At 45.7% G+C, this 23,937-nt stretch carries 16 protein-coding genes; all 16 read left to right on the forward strand.

Annotated features, from left to right (window positions below):
- The first annotated feature begins 199 nt into the window (after positions 1-199).
- The 16 genes from QW71_RS13620 to QW71_RS13695 all read left to right on the forward strand — a co-directional run bounded on the left by QW71_RS13620 (position 200) and on the right by QW71_RS13695 (position 23,863).
- The gene (locus QW71_RS13620) at positions 200-1,786 is read left to right on the forward strand and encodes an ABC transporter substrate-binding protein (RefSeq protein WP_039298800.1); all 1,587 of its coding nucleotides are present in this window, start codon (positions 200-202) and stop codon (positions 1,784-1,786) included.
- Positions 1,787-2,054: 268 nt separating this feature from the next.
- Positions 2,055-2,960, forward strand: coding sequence for a sugar ABC transporter permease (locus QW71_RS13625; RefSeq protein ID WP_039298803.1), 906 nt, complete (start codon positions 2,055-2,057; stop codon positions 2,958-2,960).
- A 2-nt stretch (positions 2,961-2,962) separates the two neighbouring features.
- A complete protein-coding gene (locus tag QW71_RS13630) occupies positions 2,963-3,832 on the forward strand; it encodes a carbohydrate ABC transporter permease (protein ID WP_039298806.1) in 870 nt (289 codons plus the stop codon).
- Between the two features lie 83 nt (positions 3,833-3,915).
- Positions 3,916-6,582: a glycosyl hydrolase gene (locus QW71_RS13635; protein WP_039298808.1), complete on the forward strand. Its 2,667-nt coding sequence runs from the start codon at positions 3,916-3,918 to the stop codon at positions 6,580-6,582.
- A gap of 60 nt (positions 6,583-6,642) precedes the next feature.
- Positions 6,643-8,409 carry a family 43 glycosylhydrolase gene (locus QW71_RS13640; protein WP_039298811.1) on the forward strand — a complete coding sequence of 589 codons (1,767 nt, stop codon included), beginning with the start codon at positions 6,643-6,645 and terminating at the stop codon, positions 8,407-8,409.
- A 26-nt stretch (positions 8,410-8,435) separates the two neighbouring features.
- Positions 8,436-10,013 carry a glycoside hydrolase family 43 protein gene (locus QW71_RS13645; protein ID WP_039298814.1) on the forward strand — a complete coding sequence of 526 codons (1,578 nt, stop codon included), beginning with the start codon at positions 8,436-8,438 and terminating at the stop codon, positions 10,011-10,013.
- A 5-nt stretch (positions 10,014-10,018) separates the two neighbouring features.
- Complete coding sequence (locus QW71_RS13650) at positions 10,019-11,362, forward strand: GH1 family beta-glucosidase (protein ID WP_039298844.1); 1,344 nt, start codon at positions 10,019-10,021, stop codon at positions 11,360-11,362.
- A gap of 409 nt (positions 11,363-11,771) precedes the next feature.
- Positions 11,772-13,385 (forward strand): sensor histidine kinase, encoded by a 1,614-nt coding sequence (locus tag QW71_RS13655; RefSeq protein ID WP_306766036.1) that lies wholly within the window; start codon positions 11,772-11,774, stop codon positions 13,383-13,385.
- Between the two features lie 23 nt (positions 13,386-13,408).
- On the forward strand, positions 13,409-14,992 hold the full coding sequence (locus QW71_RS13660; protein ID WP_039298817.1) for a response regulator: 1,584 nt from the start codon (positions 13,409-13,411) through the stop codon (positions 14,990-14,992).
- Positions 14,993-15,476: 484 nt separating this feature from the next.
- A complete protein-coding gene (locus tag QW71_RS13665) occupies positions 15,477-15,659 on the forward strand; it encodes a hypothetical protein (RefSeq protein WP_039298820.1) in 183 nt (60 codons plus the stop codon).
- A gap of 240 nt (positions 15,660-15,899) precedes the next feature.
- The gene (locus tag QW71_RS13670) at positions 15,900-17,651 is read left to right on the forward strand and encodes a sensor histidine kinase (RefSeq protein ID WP_039298823.1); all 1,752 of its coding nucleotides are present in this window, start codon (positions 15,900-15,902) and stop codon (positions 17,649-17,651) included.
- Positions 17,644-19,053, forward strand: a complete 1,410-nt coding sequence (locus QW71_RS13675; RefSeq protein WP_039298825.1) for a helix-turn-helix domain-containing protein — start codon at positions 17,644-17,646, stop codon at positions 19,051-19,053. Before QW71_RS13670 ends, QW71_RS13675 begins: the two co-directional genes overlap by 8 nt.
- Before the next feature lie 265 nt (positions 19,054-19,318).
- Positions 19,319-20,278: a sugar ABC transporter permease gene (locus QW71_RS13680; RefSeq protein ID WP_235441457.1), complete on the forward strand. Its 960-nt coding sequence runs from the start codon at positions 19,319-19,321 to the stop codon at positions 20,276-20,278.
- Positions 20,279-21,154 carry a carbohydrate ABC transporter permease gene (locus QW71_RS13685; protein WP_039298828.1) on the forward strand — a complete coding sequence of 292 codons (876 nt, stop codon included), beginning with the start codon at positions 20,279-20,281 and terminating at the stop codon, positions 21,152-21,154.
- Between the two features lie 61 nt (positions 21,155-21,215).
- On the forward strand, positions 21,216-22,832 hold the full coding sequence (locus QW71_RS13690; protein WP_083442540.1) for an extracellular solute-binding protein: 1,617 nt from the start codon (positions 21,216-21,218) through the stop codon (positions 22,830-22,832).
- Between the two features lie 86 nt (positions 22,833-22,918).
- A complete protein-coding gene (locus QW71_RS13695) occupies positions 22,919-23,863 on the forward strand; it encodes a glycosyl hydrolase (RefSeq protein ID WP_039298834.1) in 945 nt (314 codons plus the stop codon).
- Positions 23,864-23,937: the final 74 nt, after the last annotated feature.

Consider the following 23,937-nt stretch of genomic DNA (forward strand, 5'->3'; position numbering starts at 1 on the left):
AAGACTCCAAGGCCATCTAAATAGCTACAGTGATTGCCTGGATAATCATGTAAATATATTAGTCATTCTCTTCAGAGCGGCTTTTATTTTATTGAAAATGACATGTTTAATCTTAAAAATGCCCATTTGAGTAGTAGAATGAATGATTGTATCATTAAATTGTAAGCGGATTCAATAATTATATTTGAGGGGGAGCATCATGAGATTTAAAAAAATTGGGTTAATGCTGGCGGCTGGCGCCCTGGCTATTACAACTGTTACCGCCTGTGGTGGGAACAATAACAACACCGGAAATTCCACTGCCGCCAACCAGAATCAGGACCAGAACACTGGCGGAGATGAGATTGTTGACATTGAAGTCTGGGGAACGAATATCGGGTATAAGCCAATCATCAAGGGCAGTGAGCTATACGAATTCTACAAGGAAAAACTCGGTGTTGGAGTTCTTCATCCCTATGTGGAATGGAACGGGGGTACGAATTATCTCAATCAACTGAATCTGAAGATTGCTGCTAATGAAATGCCGGATCTTTTTCTCCCCCAGCAGGGTCTTGAGGACAGCCTGGCCAAAAACGGGGCGATTGCAGATTTGACTGAGTTGCTGCCTAAATATGCGCCAAATTTGTGGAATGCGATCCCGCAGGATATGTGGGATGTAGTTAAAGCGAACGATCCTACCGGACAGGGGAAAATATATTATATTCCGGGTGTAGTGGACTATGGAAGATACGCTGGTATGATCCGCCAGGATTGGCTCGATAAGCTGGGCCTGCAGATGCCTACAACCCAGGAGGAGTATGTAAAAGTGCTAGAAGCCTTCCGGGATAAGGATCCCAACGGGAACGGACAGAAGGATGAGATCCCAACGGGCGGACGGGAACAGGCACGCTGGATGGACCACATATTTGCAATGTATGGTGTAGCGATGTTCGAGGGCTATCCAGACTGGGATATTTATAATGGTGAACTGACGTACTCTGCGGTGACTCCGAATATGAAAGCCTCGTTGGAGTTCTTGTCCAAGTTGTATCAGGAAGGCCTGATCGACAAAGAATCTTTGCTGAACAGCAAAGACAAATGGGACGGCAAGATTCAGTCTGATAAAGCCGGGAATTACTTCCACTGGGTGGAGTCTGGCTATCTGCCGCTTGAAAACTTGTTTAAAAATACCGGCGTGAAAGCTAATTTCACTGTACTGCCAGTTCCAAAAGTTGATGGTTATGAGGGCTTTTATACATGGAAACGCTTCACGCCTCCTGCCTGGGTAGTGAAAAATAACAAGGATGAGAAAAAGCTGATGGCTACCCTGAAGCTACTGAACAATATGTATGACAAGAAAGTATGGAAGGATTTGTATCTTGGCGTAGAAGGCATGCATTATACGATGAAAGACGGTAAAGCCGTCAAACTTCCGGACGATAAATCTACGCAGGAGAACCGGATTCTCGATCCCTATGCCAAAATATCCACGCTTGATTTCATGACCGATCTGAACAAGTCGACAGCTTCAGAAGATACAATGTGGGAGATGGATCAGGTTAACCGGAATATGCAGGAGGCCCAGAAGTATGCGAAGGTTATTGCCGGTGATGGCATGCCGGCCAGTGTATACGAAGGCTACCCGGACATAAACAATCGTACACTTTACGTGGAATACGCTTCAAAAATCATTATTGGGCAATACCCGCTTAGCAAGTTTGACGAATTTGTAGAGAAATGGAATAAGTCTGGTGGCGAAGAGGTAACTAAGCGAGCCAGAGAATGGTACGCAAAAGTGAAGAAATAAACGGGTTATCGCTAAAAGGCTGCTCGACACGTTACAGTCGGGCTGCCTTTTTTTGTAATACTTTTAGATTTAGACTGCTACCACAGTAAAGGGATGTGGATGCATATAGTGTTGATGAAGATCAGACGCATTTCAGATGAAGTAAGTAGAAAATGTTCCTTTAAATGACCTGGTAGGAACTTAAAAACGCCTTATTGAGCCATGAATCTGTTAATTATATAGTTACACTGTAAACGAATTCAACAACGAGAATTTGGGAGGGGAAACATTGAAATCTATTGCATCTCATCAGATGAAGGTATATTGGCCGCTTTATGTGATGGCAATTCCGGGCATGATATTTCTCATCGTGTTTAAATTCATTCCGCTGGCCGGTGCTGTAATCGCCTTCAAAGACTATTCCGTTTTCAGGGGATTTATTGATAGTCCCTGGGTAGGGTTTAAGCATTTTGAAACGCTGCTGCAGCATCCTGATTTTCTCAATGTATTCAGCAACACTCTATTGCTGGGACTATTTAAGCTTACGATTGTGTTTCCGGTTCCCGTGCTGCTGGCACTAATGATCAATGAAATCCGGAAATCAGCACTGAAGAAAGGAGTTCAGACTGCACTCTATATTCCACACTTTTTGTCGTGGGTAATCGTGGGAGGTATTCTGTTCGATTTCTTTTCATTAAGCGGGATGTTCAACATTGTCCTTGGATGGTTTGGGGCTGAGCCTGTTCTGGCGATGCAGGAAAGCGCATACTTCAGACCTATTTATGTCCTGGCTTCCATATGGAAGGATGCGGGATGGGGAACGGTAGTCTACATGGCCGCAATCAGTGCCATTGATCCTCAGCTCTATGAATCAGCAATGATTGACGGCGCCTCCAGACTCAGACAAATCAGGCATATTACATTCCCGATTCTGCTTCCTACCGTGCTTGTGCTTTTCCTGCTCGATATCGGGAATTTCTTAGATCTTGGATTTGACCAGGTATATAATTTGTTAACTCCTATGACCTATAACGTGGGGGATATCCTGGATACGTATGTGTTCCGGACGGGTATTCAGCAGGGGCAATATAGTTTTGCAACTGCAGTAGGCTTATTCCAATCTGTCATTGGATTTATTATGGTCTACACGTTTAACAAGTTGTCCAATAAGATTTCAGATGGGGGGCTCTGGTAACTATGCTTGAAGCAAGAAAAGAGAAAGTGTTTGTAGGAGTCATTACTGGCTTGCTCATTCTGCTCTCTGTCATGGCGCTAATACCGCTTGTGTCTGTAATCTCCACTTCCTTGAGCTCCAGAAGTGCCGTAGATATGAACCTGGTCACCCTATGGCCGAAGCAATTCACTTTAGATTCTTGGAAATATATAGTTGATAGACCTGATTTATGGAAATCATTCTTTTTGACACTTAGCACGACTCTGATTGGTACCGTATTGGCCCTCTTGATGACCGCTTTGTTTGCTTATCCATTATCAAAACCGGAATTCCGGTGGGGTTCGGTCATTATGATGGCTGTTGTAGTCGCGATGATTTTCAAGGCGCCCCTCATACCGTACTTTTTGACCGTACGCGGTATTGGTCTGTATGACAACCCGTTGGTTCTGATCGTACCGCATATTTTAAATCCGTTCAATCTAATCATCATGCGAACCTTCTTCAAGCAATTCCCTAAGGAACTTGAGGAAGCGGCCTTTCTGGAGGGAAGCGGATATTTCCGAATGCTGTTCCAATTTGTGCTTCCGCTGTCCAAGGCTGTGCTGGCAACCCTTGCTTTATTCTATGGTGTAGTACTATGGAATCAGTTCCAGCATCCGCTGCTTTTCCTGCAGGATACTAATTGGTTTCCGCTGCAAATCAAGATCCGCCAATTCATCACCGATGACAGTGTTATTATGGCGGGGGCTACATCCACGATGGGTCTTAATTACAATGAGCGGACTTTAAGGGCAGCAACAGTTATCTTTGCAATTATTCCAATTATTATTGTATATCCTTTCCTGCAAAAGTATTTCGTCAAAGGAGCAATGCTGGGTTCCGTCAAGGGCTGATTTATTAAAATAAGTGTATCAGGACGTATCTGGGATACAGGCAAAAGAAAGGAAGACAGAACTAGATTATGCAGGAGGTAGACATGAGCAGTCGTTTAACGGAAGTGCTGCAGGGTAAGCAGCACAATTATATTCTTCCTTTTCTCTGGCAGCACGGCGAGGAAGAAGCTGTCATTCGGGAGGAGATCACCCGGGTTCATGAATCCGGAATCGGAGCGTTGTGTGTGGAGGCACGCCCCCATCCCGACTTTCTTGGTCCGAAGTGGTGGGAGGATATGGATATTATTATGGATGAGGCACGTAAGCGGAACATGAAGGTATGGCTGCTGGATGACGATCATTTTCCTACCGGACATGCGGCAGGCAAGGTGAAGGAGGCTTCAGAGGAGCTTCAGCGCAAGTTCCTGGGAGAACGCTTTATTGATACTCTGGGTCCCGCGAAGGGCAGCTCTCTGCTGATTGATACTCTGCTAATGACAGGACTGCGACCGACCTTCTCCTTGCGGCCTTACGCCGGAGGGATCAACAAGCTAATTTCTGTGGTGGCTGTCCGCCGTGACCCAGCCAACGGAAGATTGCTCAGCGAAACTGTAGACCTTACTGAATTGGTGCGGGAAGGTACCCTGTACTGGGATATTCCTGAAGGATACTGGCGGGTGTTTATTGTTTCAGAGAATAGGGAAGGCGGCAGTATACAGCAGGAGGATTATTTGAATCCGCTGGTGCGGAATTCGGTTCGCATCCTGCTCGATACGGTGTATGAGCCTGTATTTGAACGTTATAAAGCGGATTTTGGCAAGACCTTTGCCGGCTTCTTCTCAGATGAACCCGGATTTTATAATGACAAGACGACCTTCGATTTCAATTCAAGGCCCGGTAAACAAGGAGTGCCGCTTCCCTGGAGCAGTGAAATGCCAGACTTGTTGGAGCAGGCGCTAGGTGAGGGCTACCTTGCGCAGCTGCATCTTCTCTGGCATGATGCCGGGGAACAATCGGACATTGTCCGCTACACGTATATGAATATCATCAGCAGGTTGTATGCGGACAATTTCTGCAATCAAATCGGAGAGTGGTGCAGAGCCCGTGGGGTCGAATATATCGGTCATGTGCTTGAAGACAACAATGTGCATGCGAGGCTTGGTCCAGGCACCGGACATTTCTTCCGCTCCCTCTGGGGACAAGACATGTCCGGCCTTGATGTAGTGCTATGGCAAATTGTTCCCGGTTTCGATCAATTATCTTTCCGCCAGCCAACTGGGGGAGAGACGGACAGTGAATTCTACCACTATGGCCTCGCCAAGCTAGGGGTGTCGCTCGGGCACATCGATCCGAAGAAACAAGGCCGGACGATGTGTGAAGTCTATGGAGCGTATGGCTGGACAGAAGGGCTGAAGCTGATGAAATGGTTGACTGACCATATGCTTGTGCGCGGCGTCAATCATTTTGTCCCGCATGCGTTTACCCAAAAAGCATTTCCGGAGCCGGATTGTCCACCGCATATGTATGCTGGCGGGAAAAACCCCCAGTACCGTTACTATGGTTATTTGAATCAGTATATTAACCGGATCAGTCATTTAATCTCCGGTGGAACTCATGTGGCTACCGCAGCTGTAGTCTATCATGCCGAAGCTGAATGGTCAGGCAACTCTATGTACTTTCATCAGCCGGTCAAAGTCTTGATGCAGCATCAAATTGATTGCGAGGTTATTCCTGTAGATGTTCTTCTGGAGGCATCGCATGTCCAGGATCAGAAGCTGCATGTCCATCGTGAGAATTATAGCTGCCTGATCGTACCTTATGCGGAAGCACTCCCGGCAGCGGTGATACAACGGTTGGTCCGGTTGGCTGAGCAAGGCCTACCTATCCGTTTTGTCGGCGGACTGCCTGAACGCTCAAGTGAGGGGGGCGATGTATCTGCTGAACTCATGATGCTTCTGGCGCATCCGAAGGTGAAGACGGTTGATTTGGATGAGCTGGCACATGACCAAATTGCAGAAGGCTATTACGATGTCAGAGTTCAGCAATACGAGCCTTATTTGCGGAATTATCACTATGTCCATGATGATCTGGAAGTTTTTATGTTTTTTAACGAGAGCCCGAATCAGATCCTCTCTACAACGGTTGCTCTGCCGGTCCAAGGCGATGTCTATGCCTATAATGCTTTTCTTAATAAGCTGAGCTGCATGGATATCGTGGGACAGAGCGGTACAGCAACAGTTGAGATTGTGCTTCATCCCTACGAATCAATCGTCCTGCTCCACGGTCCTGCCTTGAACGGTCTGCTTGCCGAGCCAATGAGGATTGCGGCGGAGACAAGTCTGGAATTGAACGGAGAATGGATTCTCTCCCTGTCGGATGCGGATCATTATCCGTTGTTCAAGGAGTGGGGGACCATAGCTGCTTTGAAGAATATGGGTGGACCTGATGATTTGCCAGAATTCTCAGGAACCCTCCGCTATGAAACGGAATTCGAGTGGGATGGGTTAAGTAACGAAGTTTTGCTTGAATTAGGGGAGGTATATGAGACTGCGGAAGTATGGATGAACGGTGAGCATGCGGGTCTAAACCTCTGTCCACCCTACCACATGGAGATCGTGGGACTCATCCGTAAGGGAACCAACAAGTTGGTTATTGAGGTTACCAATACCTTGGCCAAAGACCAGCGTGACTTCCTATCCTCCTTTTCCCAACAAGATCCAAGCGGACTGCTTGGTCCTGTAAAGATCAGAGCGATTGCAAAAAAAGTGTAGCCACTATGAAATAGGGGAGGCGGCAATTCAACGTAACGAAGGGAAGGGAGATTTATAAACATGTACGTATGCAATCCGCTTAACATGGAATACAAATATCAGCTCACCGATGAAAGCGGCAAAATAATAGCCCACAGGGAAGGGGCGGACCCTTCCCTGGTGCTCTTTCACGGAAAATACTATCTGTTTCCTTCTATGACGGCGGGCTTTCTGGTAAGCGACAATTTGACCGGCTGGTCCTTTCATTCGTTAGAGCATGTGCCGATTTATGACTATGCTCCGGATGTACGGGTGATCGGTGAATATCTTTATTTCTCCGCGTCCAACAAGTCAAGAGTTTGTTCTTTTTACAGAACGAAAGATCCGATTCACGAAGGTTTTGAAGAAATTAAAGGAACATTTCCTTTCTGGGATCCTAACCTGTTCATGGATGATGACGGAAGGATTTACTTCTATTGGGGATGCTCTAATCTGACGCCGATTTATGGAGTGGAGCTTAATCCTGAGAACATGAAGCTGAAGAGTGAGACGCAGGAGCTTATTTTTGGCCAACCCGTTGTCCATGGCTATGAAAGAGTTGGCGAGAATCACATGGCTAAGACACCCGAACAAATTGAAGAATTGGTTGTAAGCTATGGAAGTATGATTCCCGACCTGAAGGAAGAACAAATGAATGCTCTTAGAATTAAGTTCGGCAACGCTCCTTATATTGAAGGAGCTTGGATGGATAAGCATGATGGCAAGTATTATCTACAGTATGCTTCCCCGGCCACGGAGAACAATATTTATTCCGACGGCGTCTACATTTCGGACCAACCCTTGGGGCCATTTACGTTAGCGGCAAATAACCCGTTCTCGTACAAGCCGGGTGGATTTATTCCCGGGGCAGGACACGGATCGACCATGAAAGACAAGTACGGAAATCTATGGCATGCTTCAACGATGAGAATTAGTGTGAATCATATTTTTGAACGGCGGGTGGGACTGTGGCCGGCAGGCTTCGATGCGGACGGAGAACTGTTCTGCAACCAACGTTACGGAGATTGGCCTTATAGCATCGAACAAACGGCGATGGACCCTTGGAAAGCCCCGGAGTGGATGCTGCTCTCCTACGGGAAGCCCGCCAACGCCTCCTCCTGCGCAGCAGGATATGAGGCTTCACTGGCAACCAATGAGAATGTACAGACATGGTGGAAGGCGGCATCTTCCACTCCCGGACAATGGCTGGAAGTCGATCTGCAGCAGCCCTGTGGCATCGCCGCCATCCAAATCAATTTTGCTGACGATCAGTTGGAGTTTCCGCTTCCTGCAGGTTCGGTGATGCATAAAGGTAGATTTATCGATGAAACCCGTCAATGCACAAGATGGGTGCTGGAAGGCTCTTTGGACGGTGAAACGTATTTCATGCTTACCGACAAATCGGAAGCGGATTCCGATTTGCCGCATGACTTCATTATACTGGAAGGCAAAGTGAAAGCCAGATATATACGCTGTACGGTGCGAAAGCTTCCTTATAACCAGCAGGCTTGTATTTCCGGTCTCCGTATTTTCGGAATCAGCGCGGGCGAACTTCCTGGTGAGGTGAGCGGTGTCCGTACCGAACTTTTGAGTGAGCTTGATCTTTCCGTATCCTGGGATCGGGATTATGCGGTTGGATACAATGTGTTGTGGGGATTTGCGCCAGATAAACTGTATCATAGTTACATGGTACTCGGTAGCCATCAGGTTACCATCAAGGCCTTGATCCAAGGCCAGCCGGTATATGTCCGAGTGGATGCGTTCAATGAATCGGGGATTACCGAAGGCGTTGTGAAACAAGCGGTTTAAGCGAACCCTATGACAGGAGGAAGCCAATGAACAGCATTATCAATCCTGTATTGCGCGGATTCAACCCTGATCCGTCTATTTTACGTGTAGGAGACGATTACTATATAGCCACTTCTACTTTCGAGTGGTTTCCGGGAGTTCAAATCCACCATTCCAGGGATCTCATTCACTGGAGATTGCTGAAACGGCCATTGGATCGGATTTCACAATTATCAATGTCCGGGAATGGAGATTCCGACGGTGTCTGGGCACCTTGCCTGACTTTTGATAACGGTCTCTTCTATCTGATATATACAGATGTTAAATCCCACAAAGGCGCCTTTAAGGACACGCACAACTACCTGGTAACAGCAGCAAACATAGAAGGTCCGTGGTCGGAACCGGTATATCTGAACAGCAGTGGCTTTGACCCTTCGTTATTTCATGATGATGACGGCCGGAAATGGCTGCTCAACATGATATGGGATTTCCGGAAGGGAAAGAACAAGTTCGGAGGCATTGTCATTCAGGAATATTCGCAGGCGGAGCAAAGACTAGTGGGTCCGGTTATAACCATCTTTAAAGGAACAGAATTAGGATTTACAGAAGGCCCACATGTGTATAAGCGGGGTGGCTACTACTACCTGATTACTGCAGAAGGCGGAACCCGGTATCAGCATGCGGTTACTGTCGCGCGATCCGCTTGTCTTCATGGCCCTTACGAAGTGAATCCGCTGAATCCGGTGCTGACCAGCAGTGGCAAACCCGGTCTGTCACTGCAAAAGGCAGGGCATGCATCCTTAGTTGAAACTCAAAATGGTGAATGGTATATGGCTCATCTTTGCGCAAGACCGGTGGACGGTCATCATTGTATATTGGGCAGGGAGACAGCACTGCAAAAATGTTACTGGGATGAGGAAGAGTGGCTCCGTTTGGAGGGGGGAGACAATTCTCCTTATACTACGGTACAGGCCCCAGTCTTGCCACTTCATCTGTTTGAGCAGGAACCGGAGATAGATGACTTCGACACACCTGAATTGGCTAACCAGTGGAACACCCTGCGGATTCCGCCCAATTCGGGCTGGCTCTCACTCGGTGAGCGGCAAGGCTTTCTGCGATTAAAGGGAATGGAGTCCTTAAGCTCATGTCACAGACAAAGCCTGGTTGCCCGTCGTCAGCAGTCCTTGTGCATGGAAGCCGAGACGGTCATCGAATTTGAACCTGTGAGCTTTCAGCAAATGGCCGGCCTGATCCTGTATTACAACACAGAAGATTATGTGTATTTAAGGATTACCCATCTTGAGCAGCAAGGGAGAGTAATTGGGATTATCCAATCCAAGCATGGGGTATACGATGAGCTGCTCGAAGCGGATTTGCAGCTGCCGGATTCCCGTCCGGTCTACTTAAAGGCTATTGTCAATCGTGACTGCCTACAGTTCTATTATGCAATTGAAGCGGGCTGCTGGTGTGCCATTGGCGGGGAGATCAATATTTTGCATCTTTCGGATGAAGCTGCGGAGCCTCTGCGCTTTACTGGTACATTCGTAGGCATGTGTGTACAGGACTTAAGCGGCACCCGGTGCCAGGCAGATTTTGATTATTTTATCTATAAGGAAAGCGAGTGAGCAGATTGTCATTAATACAGTTTCCTGAAGATTTCTATTGGGGGGCCGCAACAGCAGCTTATCAGGTAGAAGGAGCTTGGAATGAGGGGGGCCGCGGCCCATCTATCTGGGATACCTATGCGCATACCCCCGGAAATATCAGTAACGGTGACAACGGGGATGTCGCTTGTGACAGCTACCATCGGTATGAGGAAGATATTGCTTATATGAAAGAACTCGGGCTGCGTACCTACCGGTTTTCTATCTCCTGGTCCAGAGTTATTCCTGATGGAACGGGGGAACTGAACAAGGAGGGGCTGGAATACTATCACCGTCTGGTGGACAAGTTGCTTGAGAACGGAATTGTACCTTTTTGCACCCTCTATCATTGGGATCTTCCTCAAGCGCTGCAGGATATAGGGGGCTGGAAGAACCGGGAGACTATTAATGCTTTTACCCGGTATGCCGAAGAAATGTTTAGGCAGTTTCAGCACAAAATTAAATACTGGACTACCTTCAATGAGCCTTGGTGTATCTCCTTCAAAGCCCACTACATTGGAGACCTGGCTCCCGGAGAAAAAAATCTGCAAAGTGCGCTTGATGTTGCCCATCATCTCATGGTCGCTCACGGCAGAACAGTAAAGATGTTCCGCAAGCTGGAGATTCTCGGGCAAATCGGCTATGCTCCGAATGTAAGCTGGCGAGAACCTTTTAGCTCTAAGCAAGAGGATATGGATGCATGCCGCCGGAGAATAGGCTGGATGGTCGAATGGTTTATGGACCCACTTTTTAAAGGCGAATATCCAGAATTTATGACTGAAGCTTTTGAGGCTGTGGGAGCGAAGGTGAATATCCGTCAAGGGGATATGGAAGAGATTAAGCAACCAATCGACTTTCTTGGAATCAACTATTATACAGGCTCTTTGGGACGTTACAAGAAAAATAACGGATTATTTGAGCTTGAGGATATTGATGAGGGATATGACCGGACGGACTTTAACTGGCCGATTTATCCCACAGGTTTATTTAAAGTACTGGTCCATATTAAAGACCGCTATGGAGCCATACCCATCTATATCACAGAGAATGGAGCCTGTTATGATGGCGATCCGATCCAGGGGAAAGTTGAGGATGCCAAGCGGATTGCATACCTGAGCAAGCATCTGACCCAGTTAAGCCGGGCTATCGAGGCGGGCGTCCCAGTTAAAGGATATATGGCCTGGTCCTTAATGGATAATTTTGAATGGGCGGATGGTTATAATAGGCGTTTCGGTCTGATTCATGTGGATTTCCTTTCGTTAATACGTACCCCTAAAGACAGCTTTTACTGGTATAAAAAAGTGATATCTAACGGGTGGATAGAAGTCTGACCTGCATCGCTCCGGCACGTTGGATTATTTCAAATAGACAAATACTTAACCACGTTCACTTTCTTGTGTATGGAAAGTGAATGTGGTTAATATATTTTGATACAGATCGACTCCTTTATTGTTGAATTCCAAAAGTCATTAACTCCTTATAGTGTGTTTTCATGTATGATAATGTTGAAGTGACTTAAACTATGGAAGGATTGGATATAGAGTGGAACGGGTTGCAAAGAAGTTTATTTCACGAATAAGAAATATGAAGCTGCAAAACAAATTAATGCTCGGATATGTGTTGGTCTGCGTTATCCCGCTATTATCTGTAAGCGCATTCATATTTCAGCAATCCGCAAAGGGGCTAGAGGATTCTTCTCAGGAATTTGCTTCTCTGTATACCTCGCAAATAAGGAGCACTTTGAATGAGTTTCTAAAAGAATACGAGGAAGTAACAAAGTCAGTACTTGTAGATAACGATATCATTTACAGCCTCGGCGATACGAAGAACCTGCCTTTTGATGAATTGGTTAATCAAAGACTTGCTGTTCAGCGTTTGCTGATGCGGGTCGCATTGCTCAAATCCGAGATGAGCACGGTGATGCTGGTCAGCAGAGAGGACAGTGTGTATCAGTTCAGCAGTTCAACGAACAAAGTGAATGAGAACATGCTACTGGCCCAGGAATGGTATAAAGGGCTGCGGGATTCGAATGAAACCTTCTTCATTACCGGATTGCATGACCGTTCCTACTATGAGGATAAAGGGGATGGAGCTGTGGTGACAGCGGGAAGAGTGCTGTTCAACTCGAGTGGAGCTTATGCAGGCATGCTGCTAATCGATTTGGATCCCTTTACCCTGCTACAGCTTGATCATGAGTTCATTCTGGCTCGGGACAAGTACGGTATAAGTGTGGTTATTACTAATCTTAATCAACAAATAGTCTATCATTCTGATGCTGCCAGCGGAAAGTTATCCTGGAAGGAGGTTCTGGACTCAAGCGCCAGCTACATCAAGAGTAACGAAATCAAGGATCATATTGTGTTATTGGGAAGGACCTCCCAAGGTGAGCTTTTAATTAAAACTGACATCCCCCGCTCAAGGCTTTTACAAAAGATTAATCAAATTAAAGTGATGACGGTCGTTGTCATTCTGATGAGCTGTCTGGTTATCACGCTGTTCTCGTTTGGCTTAAGTTATACCATTACAAAGCCTATAAAAGCGCTTCGAAGAAGTATGAAACAGGCGGAAGTCGGCCAATATCTGGCTATAGACAAGGAGCAGGCAAATGATGAAATTGGAAGCCTGGTGCACAGCTATAATAAAATGATTACAACAATCCGTACGTTAATCGAGGATGTGTATATCGGGGAAATCAAACAGCGGCAGGCAAAGTTCATGGCTCTCCAGAATCAGATCAATCCTCATATGCTCTATAATACCTTAGAGTCTATACGTATGAAAGCCTTGATGAAGGATGATGATGAGACTGCTGAGATGATTAAAATTCTGGCACGCATGTTCCGGCTGGTCTTAGCCAAGGAAGGCAAGCAGCATTCCGTTAAGCATGAGCTGGAATACACCGCAAACTATTTGCAGCTTCAGAATATCCGTTTCGATCAGATGTTCCGGCTTGAGCTTGAAATACCTGATGAAATGCTGGAGTGCAGCATCATCCCCCTGGTCTTTCAGCCGATCGTTGAAAACAGCATAAATCACGGTTTTGAAGACTATAGCCGTATGCTGGACATTAGGATCGAGGGCAGCTGGACGGAACAGGGAGAAATGTTGTTCCGGATTATGGATAACGGAGCTGGCATGAGTATGGACAAGCAATCAGAGCTGAACTCGCTTTTGAACGGAGCGGATGTGTATAAATATAAGCTGGAGTTCAACGTTGAACAAACTGGAAAAGGCTTGGGGCTGTTAAATATTGCGGAACGTATTAAACTTCATTACGGTGACCGCTACTATTTAACCATCTTACCCAGTGTTGCGGAGGGGACAACGATTGAAATTCTGATACCGAGGATTTGAAAAGACAGCAGGAGGAGATTGGTATGAAAGTAGTAATTATAGATGATGAGAAAGGTATTGTGGAAGGGCTTAAAAAGATCATAGGCCGCTATCTTCCAGAATGTAAGGTGGTCGGCGAAGCTTATAACGGGCTGGACGGATTCGAAATGATACAAAAGCTTCGTCCCGATATTGCAATAACGGATATCCGTATGCCCAAAGCAGATGGTCTCGATATGATCAAAATGCTGGAAGAAACAAACGTTCAGACGAAATATATTCTGTTAAGTGGATATGCAGATTTTGAGTATGCCCGAAGAGGGATGAAGCTTGGAGTACAGTTCTACATTAACAAGCCAGTTGAGGAAAAAGAGCTGCGCGACAGTGTGAATCAGGTCGCGGATCGTATTCGTGCAGAGAAGATCGAGCTACAGGGATTAAACGAATTAAAGCATGCAATGAATAGCCGAATTCAGGAAGAAACCTTACGGGATATTCTTGATATCGGAAATGATCAGACCCGTTTGGTAGACGAACTGCTTCACGGTGCACTAATTCCAACAGCAGGTATATGGTTCAATTCTATACTGATTGAAATTGAGGGGAGCACTGATGCGCTGAAGGAGATTGGTTTTCAGCCATTGCTGCATCTGATAGACCGGACTTTGAAAAGTTACCATCAAGTTTACCGCTTCCGGTACTTCGGCCCGCAAATCGCCATTGTGATTGCACACAACAGCAATATTATGCACAATCGGTTGCTTCATGTGATTCAGGAGCTGAAAAAGGCGGCCTACCGGGAGCTGAATCTGCAGATCAGCATAGGAATGGGTAGAGTGTATAAGCAAGCGACCGGGATATGTAAGTCCTTTGAAGAAGCGCGAAATGCATTAAGCTACAAGGTTATTAAGGGAGGAGATCCTGTAATCTCCTTTAATGAGATTATAAAAATAACAGACCGCAGTTATCCGGTGCCTGAAGAAGTTATATCCAAGCTGGAAGCTGCACTTGATAACATGGATGAGGAAGAGTGTGTGAATATAATCCACGAGATTTTCCGGGGAATGACAGCTGAGCCAGGAATGTCCCCGGCAGATCTCCAGCTGTGGTGTTTAAACATTCTTCTGTCAAGTATTCGGAAGCTGTCATTCCAGCAGCTGCAGCAGAACGAGCTGGTAGGCAGACATATTCTGTCTTTAGATGGCTTCTCGCGGTTTAGGACGCTTGAGTATTTGGAGGAGTGGATGATCCAAGTCATTCGGGGAATCATCAGTTTCAAGGTGGAGCATCATTTATCCCATAGAAAAGATATTATCTCGGAAATTAAGCTGTACGTGTCTCAGCACTACAATGAACAGGTCAGTCTTGCTGACTTGGCCGCCCGTTTCTTTATCAGTCCCTATTATTTGAGCCAATTGTTTAAACGGAAAACGGGCGACAACTACTTGAATTACTTGACCCAGCTGCGAATCGATAAAGCAAAGGAACTGCTGGAAAATACAGACTTGAAAGTATACGAAATTTGCCAGAAGGTCGGTTATTTCGACGCACAGCATTTTGCGCGAATGTTTGAAAAATTCACGGGTTGTAAACCTAGAGATTTCCGCAAAAAACTGCCTATTGTTTAAATGTACTTAGCTACTCAAGCACCACATGGGGTGAAGCCATGAAATTCAAAATGAGTTCCCGATAGGTGTCCGAGAGAGTCGAGGGGCTTCGGAGAGTTCAGTTGAAATTGTCTGAGATTGATCCTATCTATTATCAAATTCCTATGACCTGTCTCCTGAAGAGACCGGTCAGCATGCGTATAAGCTGCTTGTGAGTGCGCTAGAGTCCACACACAAAAAAACGGCATCCCAGGGTAACGATTTGCCAGAAAAGCAGCTTGGTCGCAGTAGGGGGGATAGACGGAGTGCTTTCTCTAGTCATGATTTTCTATGCGGAGGAGTTTCGCGACAGATCCTTAATTTCAAACTTGCCTGATGAGGAGAAGCAGACCGCAGGGAACTGGATATGGCTAAAAGACTTATTGAACAGTTAACGGAAAATTTTAAACCCTAGAAGTATCGCGATGAATATAAAGAGCGCTTTTGGAATGCTATCAAAGATAAGATGGAAGGCAAGGAAGGTAAAACAACTCCTGAAGAGAAGGCCCCCAATCTGCTCGATCTTATGGAAGTCGTGCAGGCTAGTTTGAAGCAGCTAAAGCCTCTTGAGGAAATTGAGGAAGGCAGGAAGACCTCTGAAAATCAGGTAACAACCAGGTCTAAACGTACCGTTGCAAAAACAGAATAGCACTTCTGAGAATAACGATTATGAATAATAAGAAGCTTGTCATCCATTCTGGCTGACGGGCTTCTTTTATTATGATTACGGTAAATAACGCACTCTCCTAGGGAATCCTAAAGAATATGTCGTATTAAAAAAATGCTCAATGCACAATCTCCATCAAATAGCTAATAATTATAATGAATATATTAAAACAAGGAGAGGGTGATTATAATGGAATTAGTCTCAGGATAAGGTTGTGACGCTGTGAAGAAATTAAAAAGACTGCGGATTGGAATTCAGCTATCGATGCTGGTAGCTGTGGTTGTGATCGTTGTGTTTCTGAATTTAATCATGAACTATACCAAAGCAGCGGAAGTGGTAGGTAAGAAGAATAGCAATTTTTTAGCACAAATGATTAGCCAGATTAACCAGACCATCTCCTCCAACAGCAATCAACTGAAAAGAATACTGGAGAAGACTGCCTACAACCGTACCATCGTACAGGCTTATCTTAATGAAATCGATCCGTTAGTGAAGTACGAACGTTATTCCGAATTGACCGATTACATGTCCGATATGATGAGTATGAAGGAAGGCATTCTGGATATTGCCCTATTCGGAACGGATGGGACACAAATCAATCTGAACGGCGATATCAATAATTTGGCTCCCTTTATAAGCGAAGTTCCCGAAAAGCGGCTGTACTATTATTCCGGTGTTCAGAACATTGTGATTGGCGGGTTAAACCGCAGCACCTTTATTATCGGCTGTCCGATTTATTCAATAACCAATTTTGAGCGAAAGGACCGGATTGGAACCCTGATGATAGTGGTTGAAGCCAATGCCCTACTGGGATCTCCTCATAAGCTGGCCGAAATTGAAGGAGCACGGCTTTACGCCCTGGACCGAACAGGGCAGTTGTTCTCTTCCAACGATGAAACGGTAAAGCCCGGTTCTCCTTATTCCCAGGCCGTGATGAAGGATGAAGAAGAGGACTCTTTTATGCAGGAGGGAATGATTCAGGACCTTGAAGGCAAGTTGATATTTATACTGCCCAAGAAGGAATTATTAAGCGGCATCGAAGAAATTCTGGAACGGTCTTTCTTAATCCTGATTCTTTCCATCTTGTTACTGATCCTTCCGTTCTATTTGGTCGTCAACAATATATTACGGCCATTGAAAAAGCTGATGAACTTTATGAGCAATTTCAAACTGGGCCTGCTCCATAATTTATCTAAGAGAATCCATCTGCAGGGATATGCTGAAATCAGTATCATGGCAAACCAGTTTAACCGGATGCTTGATGAAATTGACGAGCTGACAAATTCACTGTTGGAGAGCAATACTAAGCTCTACACAGCCGAGTTGGTCAAGAAGCAGGCCGAATTATCTTTTCTTCAGAGCCAGATCAACCCGCACTTTCTGTATAATACACTTGAATCCATCAAGGGAATGGCTGTAGAGCAAGGCTCTGAGCAAATTTTCCATATGGTCAAGTCCCTGGCTTATGTTTTCCGGTACAGCATCAAAGCTGCAGACATCATCCCCCTGCAGGAAGAAATTACGCTGGTCCAAAGCCATATTTACATCCAGCAGATCCGATTCGTTAACCGGTTGACAGTTACTTATCAGATCGAGGATTCGATCCTAACCTGCCAGGTTCCCAAAATGATCCTTCAGCCTCTGGTTGAAAATGCCATCTTCCATGGAATTGAGCCCAAAACGGGCAGAGGTCACTTGATAATCACGGGAATGGCATCAGAAGGCCAGTTAATCCTTGCTATCCGTGACAATGGTGTCGGAATCGGGAGGGATAAGCTCCTGGAGCTTCAGACGGGCTTAACAGCTCGGCAAGAGGCTAAGCAGGCCCGGGAGGGAGGTATTGGCTTAGTGAATGTCAACAACCGGATTAAAATGCGTTATGGGGAAAACTACGGTATTATCATAAAGAGCGAATGGGGAACGGGAACGGAAGTTGTCATCCGGTTGCCATACAAGGAGGACTTCAGTGTATAACGTTTTTATTGTGGATGATGAAGAGCTGGTAATTAAAAGCTTGATTGCCAGCATAGATTGGGCTGCCTACGGTTTCCAGGTGGCCGGGTATGCGTTAAGCGGAGCTGAAGCATTGAATGTGCTGGATGAAGTCAAGCCGGATCTTATTTTTACAGATATCCGAATGCCGGGAATCAGTGGTCTTGAGCTAATCAAGCAGTTGAACGAGGCTTCCTGTCCTGCCCTAATGATTATTATAAGCGGTTATGCTGAATTTGCCCTTGCCCAAAAGGCGATCCATTATGGTGCGTTCGGGTACTGCCTGAAGCCCTTTGATGAAGCGGAGATTGTCCCTTTTCTTAAGAAGGCCAAGAATGTACTATTGGAACGCCATCAACAACAAGAGCTGGATTTCCTGGCATTCCTTGAAGCAGAGCCGCCTGAGAATAAGAGAAATCAGCTGGAAGCAATCCGTCTGGCAGGTGTAGATCCGCAAGCAGCGGAGGGAATGAGAATAGTAGTATTCCTTGGGAAGCTTACCCGCAAACTCGGCCCCCGGAATAGGGGGGTTGCCTTCCGGATAGGGCTGGAGAAGTATGCCTGGTTGATCGCCGGCCACATAATCCCCGAGAATTTGCTGACGGATCAGCCTTATACAGATGCCCTTAAGGGCTTTGGTTGGAGCGACCGCTTCTATGACCTTGCTGCCCTTCAGAAAGCCATCCGAGAAGCTGAGATTCATGCATATCAATATTTTGTGACCAACACCATCTCTGAGTTCAGGCCGGCAGTTGTTAAGGAGAATGCTTTGAAGGGCCTGGAGAAGGCCGTTGCAGAGAATGATATCGCCGCTGTGAGCTTCAATCTTGAGCAACTGGCCGCAAAATTTAGCGGGGGCAAGCTGCAAATTCCGGATGCGCTGCACACATATAATATGATCTCTATGTTAATTTATAAGGAGAATGAGGAGCCGTTTGAAGATTTTATGTACTCTTTCGACCAGCTAACCAGCTCGTTTCATTCCGTTATGGACATGCTTGAGTACCTGCACGGACTACTTGAAGTGAAGAATAGGCAGGCAGGCAAAGGTGGACAGAAGCTTGCAGGCAATCGTACGCTGATGGCTATCCGCTCCTATATTGATGAACATTATCGTGAAGAGCTTACGATCCCGCTGCTTGCGAATATGTTTAGCGTTAACGGAAATTATGTAAGCCAGTTATTTAAAAGAGAAACAGGCCGTACATTTACGGAATACTTAACGAATCTAAGGATTGGATACGCTTGCGAACTCTTAATGAATTCTGATTTGACGATCAGCGAGATCGCAGAGAAGTCCGGTTACAGTGACTATTTTTATTTTAGCCGTCTTTTCAAACGTATCAAAGGTATGTCCCCAAGCGCTTACCGGAGAGATTCATAAAGTGTAACGTTATTAAAAAAGCAGACCTTCAAGAAGAGGCAACCATATCGTAAGATATGGAGTTAATTCTTGAAGGCTTTTTTGTGCGGATTAATTCCAGATGTGATTATGTACCATACTTAGAAATATGCACAATTGTTAGTCGGAGCAAAATGTGTTTACGAAAAAACAATAATTCCTGTGCAAATAATGCTAATGATAATTAATGTAGAACGGGATAAAAAGCGCTTACAATTAAATCATAACAAAAAAGAGGTGAGGGTTTTTGAAGGATTCATCTGCATACCAATTGACTTCCACGAACGGGGGCCTGAATCAGCAAAGGCATCTTTGGACGGAAATGAAAAAACACAAGTACTTGTACTTGCTTGTGGCGCCAATGATTATTTATTTTATTGTCTTTTCTTACATCCCCATGTATGGAATTCTCCTTGCCTTTAAGGAATTTGACTATTCGAAGGGTATTTTGGGAAGTCCATGGAATCATTTTGAAAATTTCCGCATTGTATTGTCTGATCAAAATTTTCATCAAGCCTTTCGAAACACCATCCTGATCGGATTAGGCCGGTTACTCATTGAGTTCCCTGTTCCGATTATTGTCGCTATTCTGTTGAGTGAATTACCCTTCAAACGATTGAAAAAGTTTTATCAGACTGCCCTTACGTTTCCTCATTTTATCAGTTGGATCGTTCTGAGTGGCATCTTAATCGGATTATTGGGTGATCAAGGAGTAATTAATCAACTATTGTCGTTGTTGGGTTTTGAGAAAAACACAATATTGTCAAATAGCGGCTTGTTTACGGCCCTTATATTTATATCGAATATTTGGAAAGAAGCCGGATGGTCTGCGATCATCTACCTGGCTGCTATCGCCGGGGTCAATATGGAATTATACGAAGCGGTTACGGTGGATGGAGCTAACCGGTTCCAGAAAGTAAAAGCTGTCACGTGGCCAGCGGTAAAAGCAGCAGCTCTCATTCTTCTGGTGTTGGCAGTGGGCAATCTGTTGAACGGCGGGTTTGATCAAATCTTCAACTTGTACAATCCGATCGTGGCTGATTATTCGGAAATTCTGGACACATATGTATACAAGACCGCATTTATCGATGCGACGGGATTTGGCTATTCCACCACGGTAGGATTGCTGAAATCAGTCATCAGTTTTGTCTTTTTATTCAGTACAAATGCCATTGTGAATAAGATGTCGGATGGGGGAGGCCTATAAATGAGACAGAGAATAAACCTAACAAATGTACTTCTAGCGCTTGCGCTCGGCATACTTGCGATACTTGCGATATTCCCCTTCTATCAAACTTTGATTGTTTCGTTCTCAACCTTAAATGACAGGGGCAGCGGTCATATTTTTCTTTGGCCGCGTTCCATTGACTTTTCGGCATACCAATATCTATTTGCCGAGGGGTTAGTGACAAGAGGGATGCTCGTATCCATTTTTGTGACAGTCGTGGGCACGGTTGTCAGCATGATCGTAACAACAGCAGGAGCTTATGCTATTTCAAAAAAAACCATGCCTGGCCGTAATGCGATTTTGAACGGCATCATTTTTACGATGTTTTTCTCCGGCGGATTGATTCCTTATTTTCTTACTTTGCAAAATCTTCACTTGCAGAACAATTTGTTTGTCATGATTCTGCCGGTTGCCGTTAACGCTTTCAATCTGATTTTGATGAAAAACTTCTTTGGTACCGTTCCTCCGGCTTTGGAGGAGTCGGCCAAACTGGATGGGGCAAACGATATTACAGTATTGATTCGTGTCGTGGTTCCAGTATCGCTTCCGATTATTGCAACAATCACACTGTTCTATGCGGTCGATCGTTGGAATGAATGGTGGCTCGCAATGCTCTTTATCAATGATCCTAAATATTACCCGCTGCAACTGGTGCTACGAAATGCGATCACTAATCTAAGCGCTCTGCTGAACAGTGCGACGGCTACACAAATGGCGCAAGGCACGTCCAGATTTTACGGGGAGTCTGTGAAGGCCGCCATCATTATGATTTCCGCCCTTCCGATTTTGATCATCTATCCTTTCATACAGCGATTCTTTAATCAGGGTATCATGCTGGGTTCCGTCAAAGGTTGATAATAACAATTATGGATTGTTGTTATAGATAAACATAGTTAAAGGGAGGCTCAATATTATTATGAGAAAGAATCGAATGATGGGTACGGTTGCAGCAGCACTGTTGTTGACGACTGTCTTGTCGGCATGTGGTGGGGCGAACGAAGGGGCTTCGAACGAAAATTTGAAATCGACAGCATCGTCGCCATCGACATCAACGGATACTGTAACTGAAAATGAAAAACTAAAAGTGGCTCTGTGGGGAATTCAGGACACATTTAATGCTGCTGGAAATACGAGTGACACTGTCTTCAATGATCTTCAACAAAAGTTTAATGTAACCATCGAGCCGGTGCAAATTACCTGGAATGATTGGCTCGAAAAATTGAAAGTCTGGGCGGCTTCTTCCCAACTTCCTGATCTCTTTCCAAATGATCTTGCAGGTAACCTGGCTCTTTACACTACCTGGGCCAAGCAAGGGATCATTAAACCGTTGCCCGAAGATTTGAGCCCGTATCCCAACATTCAAGCACTTATGAAGGAACCGTCCATTCAATCATTTAAGATTGACGGTAAATATTATATGATTCCGCGGATGACCTATCCTAGTTCAAGTGATTGGTCGATGGACAGACCAATTTCTTACCGCAAGGATTGGGCTGAACAAGCAGGGTATACCTCGTCGCCAAAATCATTTGATGAATTAGTCGCCATGATCAAGGCTGTTCAAGCACAACATCCTGGAGTAACCGGAATTTCCTTGGCGAACAAGCCGTATCTGCTCACCGCCTTCCTCGGCAGCTTCCCGGAAGAATCAAACGAAAAATCCTGGGTCAAAGAGGACGGGAAATGGATTCCTGCTTTTGCATCCCCGCGGATGTACGAAGGAGTGAAACAATTGCGCACTCTGTATCAGGAAGGACTGTTGGACAAGGATATCGCGATTCAAAAGGATAGCGACGGCACCATGAAGTTTGTGAACGGGCAATCCTTCATGCTCTTCGGTCAGCTTACCGCCACCAATATTGAACCGTTTATTAAGGCGAATCCCGATGTTGAATTTAAGGATGCCTACGGATTTTTGGACTGGTATCCGGCATCGGACGGTCAACGGTATACGTTCGCGGAGACACCGTTCTGGTCGGAACTTTATTTCAGCAATCAAATGAGTGATGCCAAGTTTGATCGGGCGTTACGGCTCGTTGATTACATGATTGGCGATGAATATACAGCAAAACTAAAAAACGGTATTGAAGGTACGGATTATAATGTGGAGAACGGAAAAGCTGTTTCGCTGCTACCGGAAGGCCAAACGCTGGCTGATAAATATCCTTTTACAGATGCCTTAGGTTCTCTTGCATCTTGGTACGGCGGATTTCTCTATTCAGGCCAAAAAGTTGTAAGCTCGGATCCGAATCTTGCGGCATACGACCAAATGTCCATTGACAAGTATAATGAACTTAAAACAACGGCGAAACCTGTGCCTATCAATTTTGAAATCATGACCATGTCTACACCTGCCAAAGACAAAGTCGCCACTTTGCGCACTGATGCTCTGAACAGCCTGTTTAAAGTGGTCATGGGCAAGGACGATCCTGTTGAGATGTGGAAAAAAGAAATTAAAGCTCTGGATGCCAACGGCTTGCAGGCTGCTATCGAGGAAACGACCAAAGTTGCCGCCGAAAAGGGAATCCAATAACGGCAAACAAGGAGGGTGATGCAGAGGGGAACCTTTAGCGCATCACCTTTTTTTCTTTAATAAAAATAATGAAAAGAGGAAGAGATATGAAAGCACCCTTGTTTCGCGATCCGATTCATGACGGCGCGGCGGATCCGGTCATCGTGTGGAACCGTGAAGTACAGGAATGGTGGATGATCTATACCAACCGCAGGGCGACAATAGAGGCAGAGGGGGTTGCTTGGGTACATGGAACGGATCTCGGCGTGGCGTCGTCACGGGATGGCGGAAAAAGCTGGCTGTACCGGGGAACGCTAACGGGGCTCGATCTGGAGTGGGGACGGAATACGTTCTGGGCGCCGGAAATTTATTGGCATGACGGGGTTTACCACATGTACGTCAGTTACATCCAAGGCGTGCCAATCATGTGGGCGGGTCATCGGCGCGACATGGTTCATTATACTAGTAAGAACCTGCTCGACTGGACATTCCAATCCAATCTTGAACTGAGTTCAGACAGCGTCATCGATGCCTGTATCCATGAACTTCCAGGGGGCGGCTTCCGCATGTGGTACAAGGATGAGGAACATGGCTCGCATACGTATGCCGCCGACAGTAAGGATCTTTACCATTGGGAAATTGTCGGTCCCGTTCTTACACATCGGCAGCATGAGGGACCGAATGTGTTCCAACTAAAAGGGTATTACTGGATGATTATCGACGAGTGGAGAGGTCAGGGAGTGTTCCGTTCGGACGACCTGATTACCTGGGAGCGCAATGGGCTTATCCTGGACCAGCCGGGAACACGCGAGGATGACGGCATGATCGGAATGCATGCCGATGTTGTAGTTCAGGGAGAGAAGGCCTATATCTTCTATTTTACCCATCCAGGCAGGACGCCGGACAAAGAAGGTCAGAAGGAAAGCCAGGAGACTCGCCGTTCGTCCATCCAGGCGGCACGACTTGATGTCATAAATGGCCTACTCGTATGTAATCGCGATGACGATTTCGAAATCGAATTATCAATACAAGGCGATACAGATGCAAAGTAAGCTAATCTACAATCAGCCGTTCGAAGCGTATTTATTTGTTTATTTCACGGTTGAGGACTCAGGCGGGTCAGATG

The sequence above is a fragment of the Paenibacillus sp. IHB B 3415 genome (assembly GCF_000802655.2).
GTDB classification, from domain to species: Bacteria; Bacillota; Bacilli; order Paenibacillales; family Paenibacillaceae; genus Paenibacillus_AQ; species Paenibacillus_AQ phytohabitans.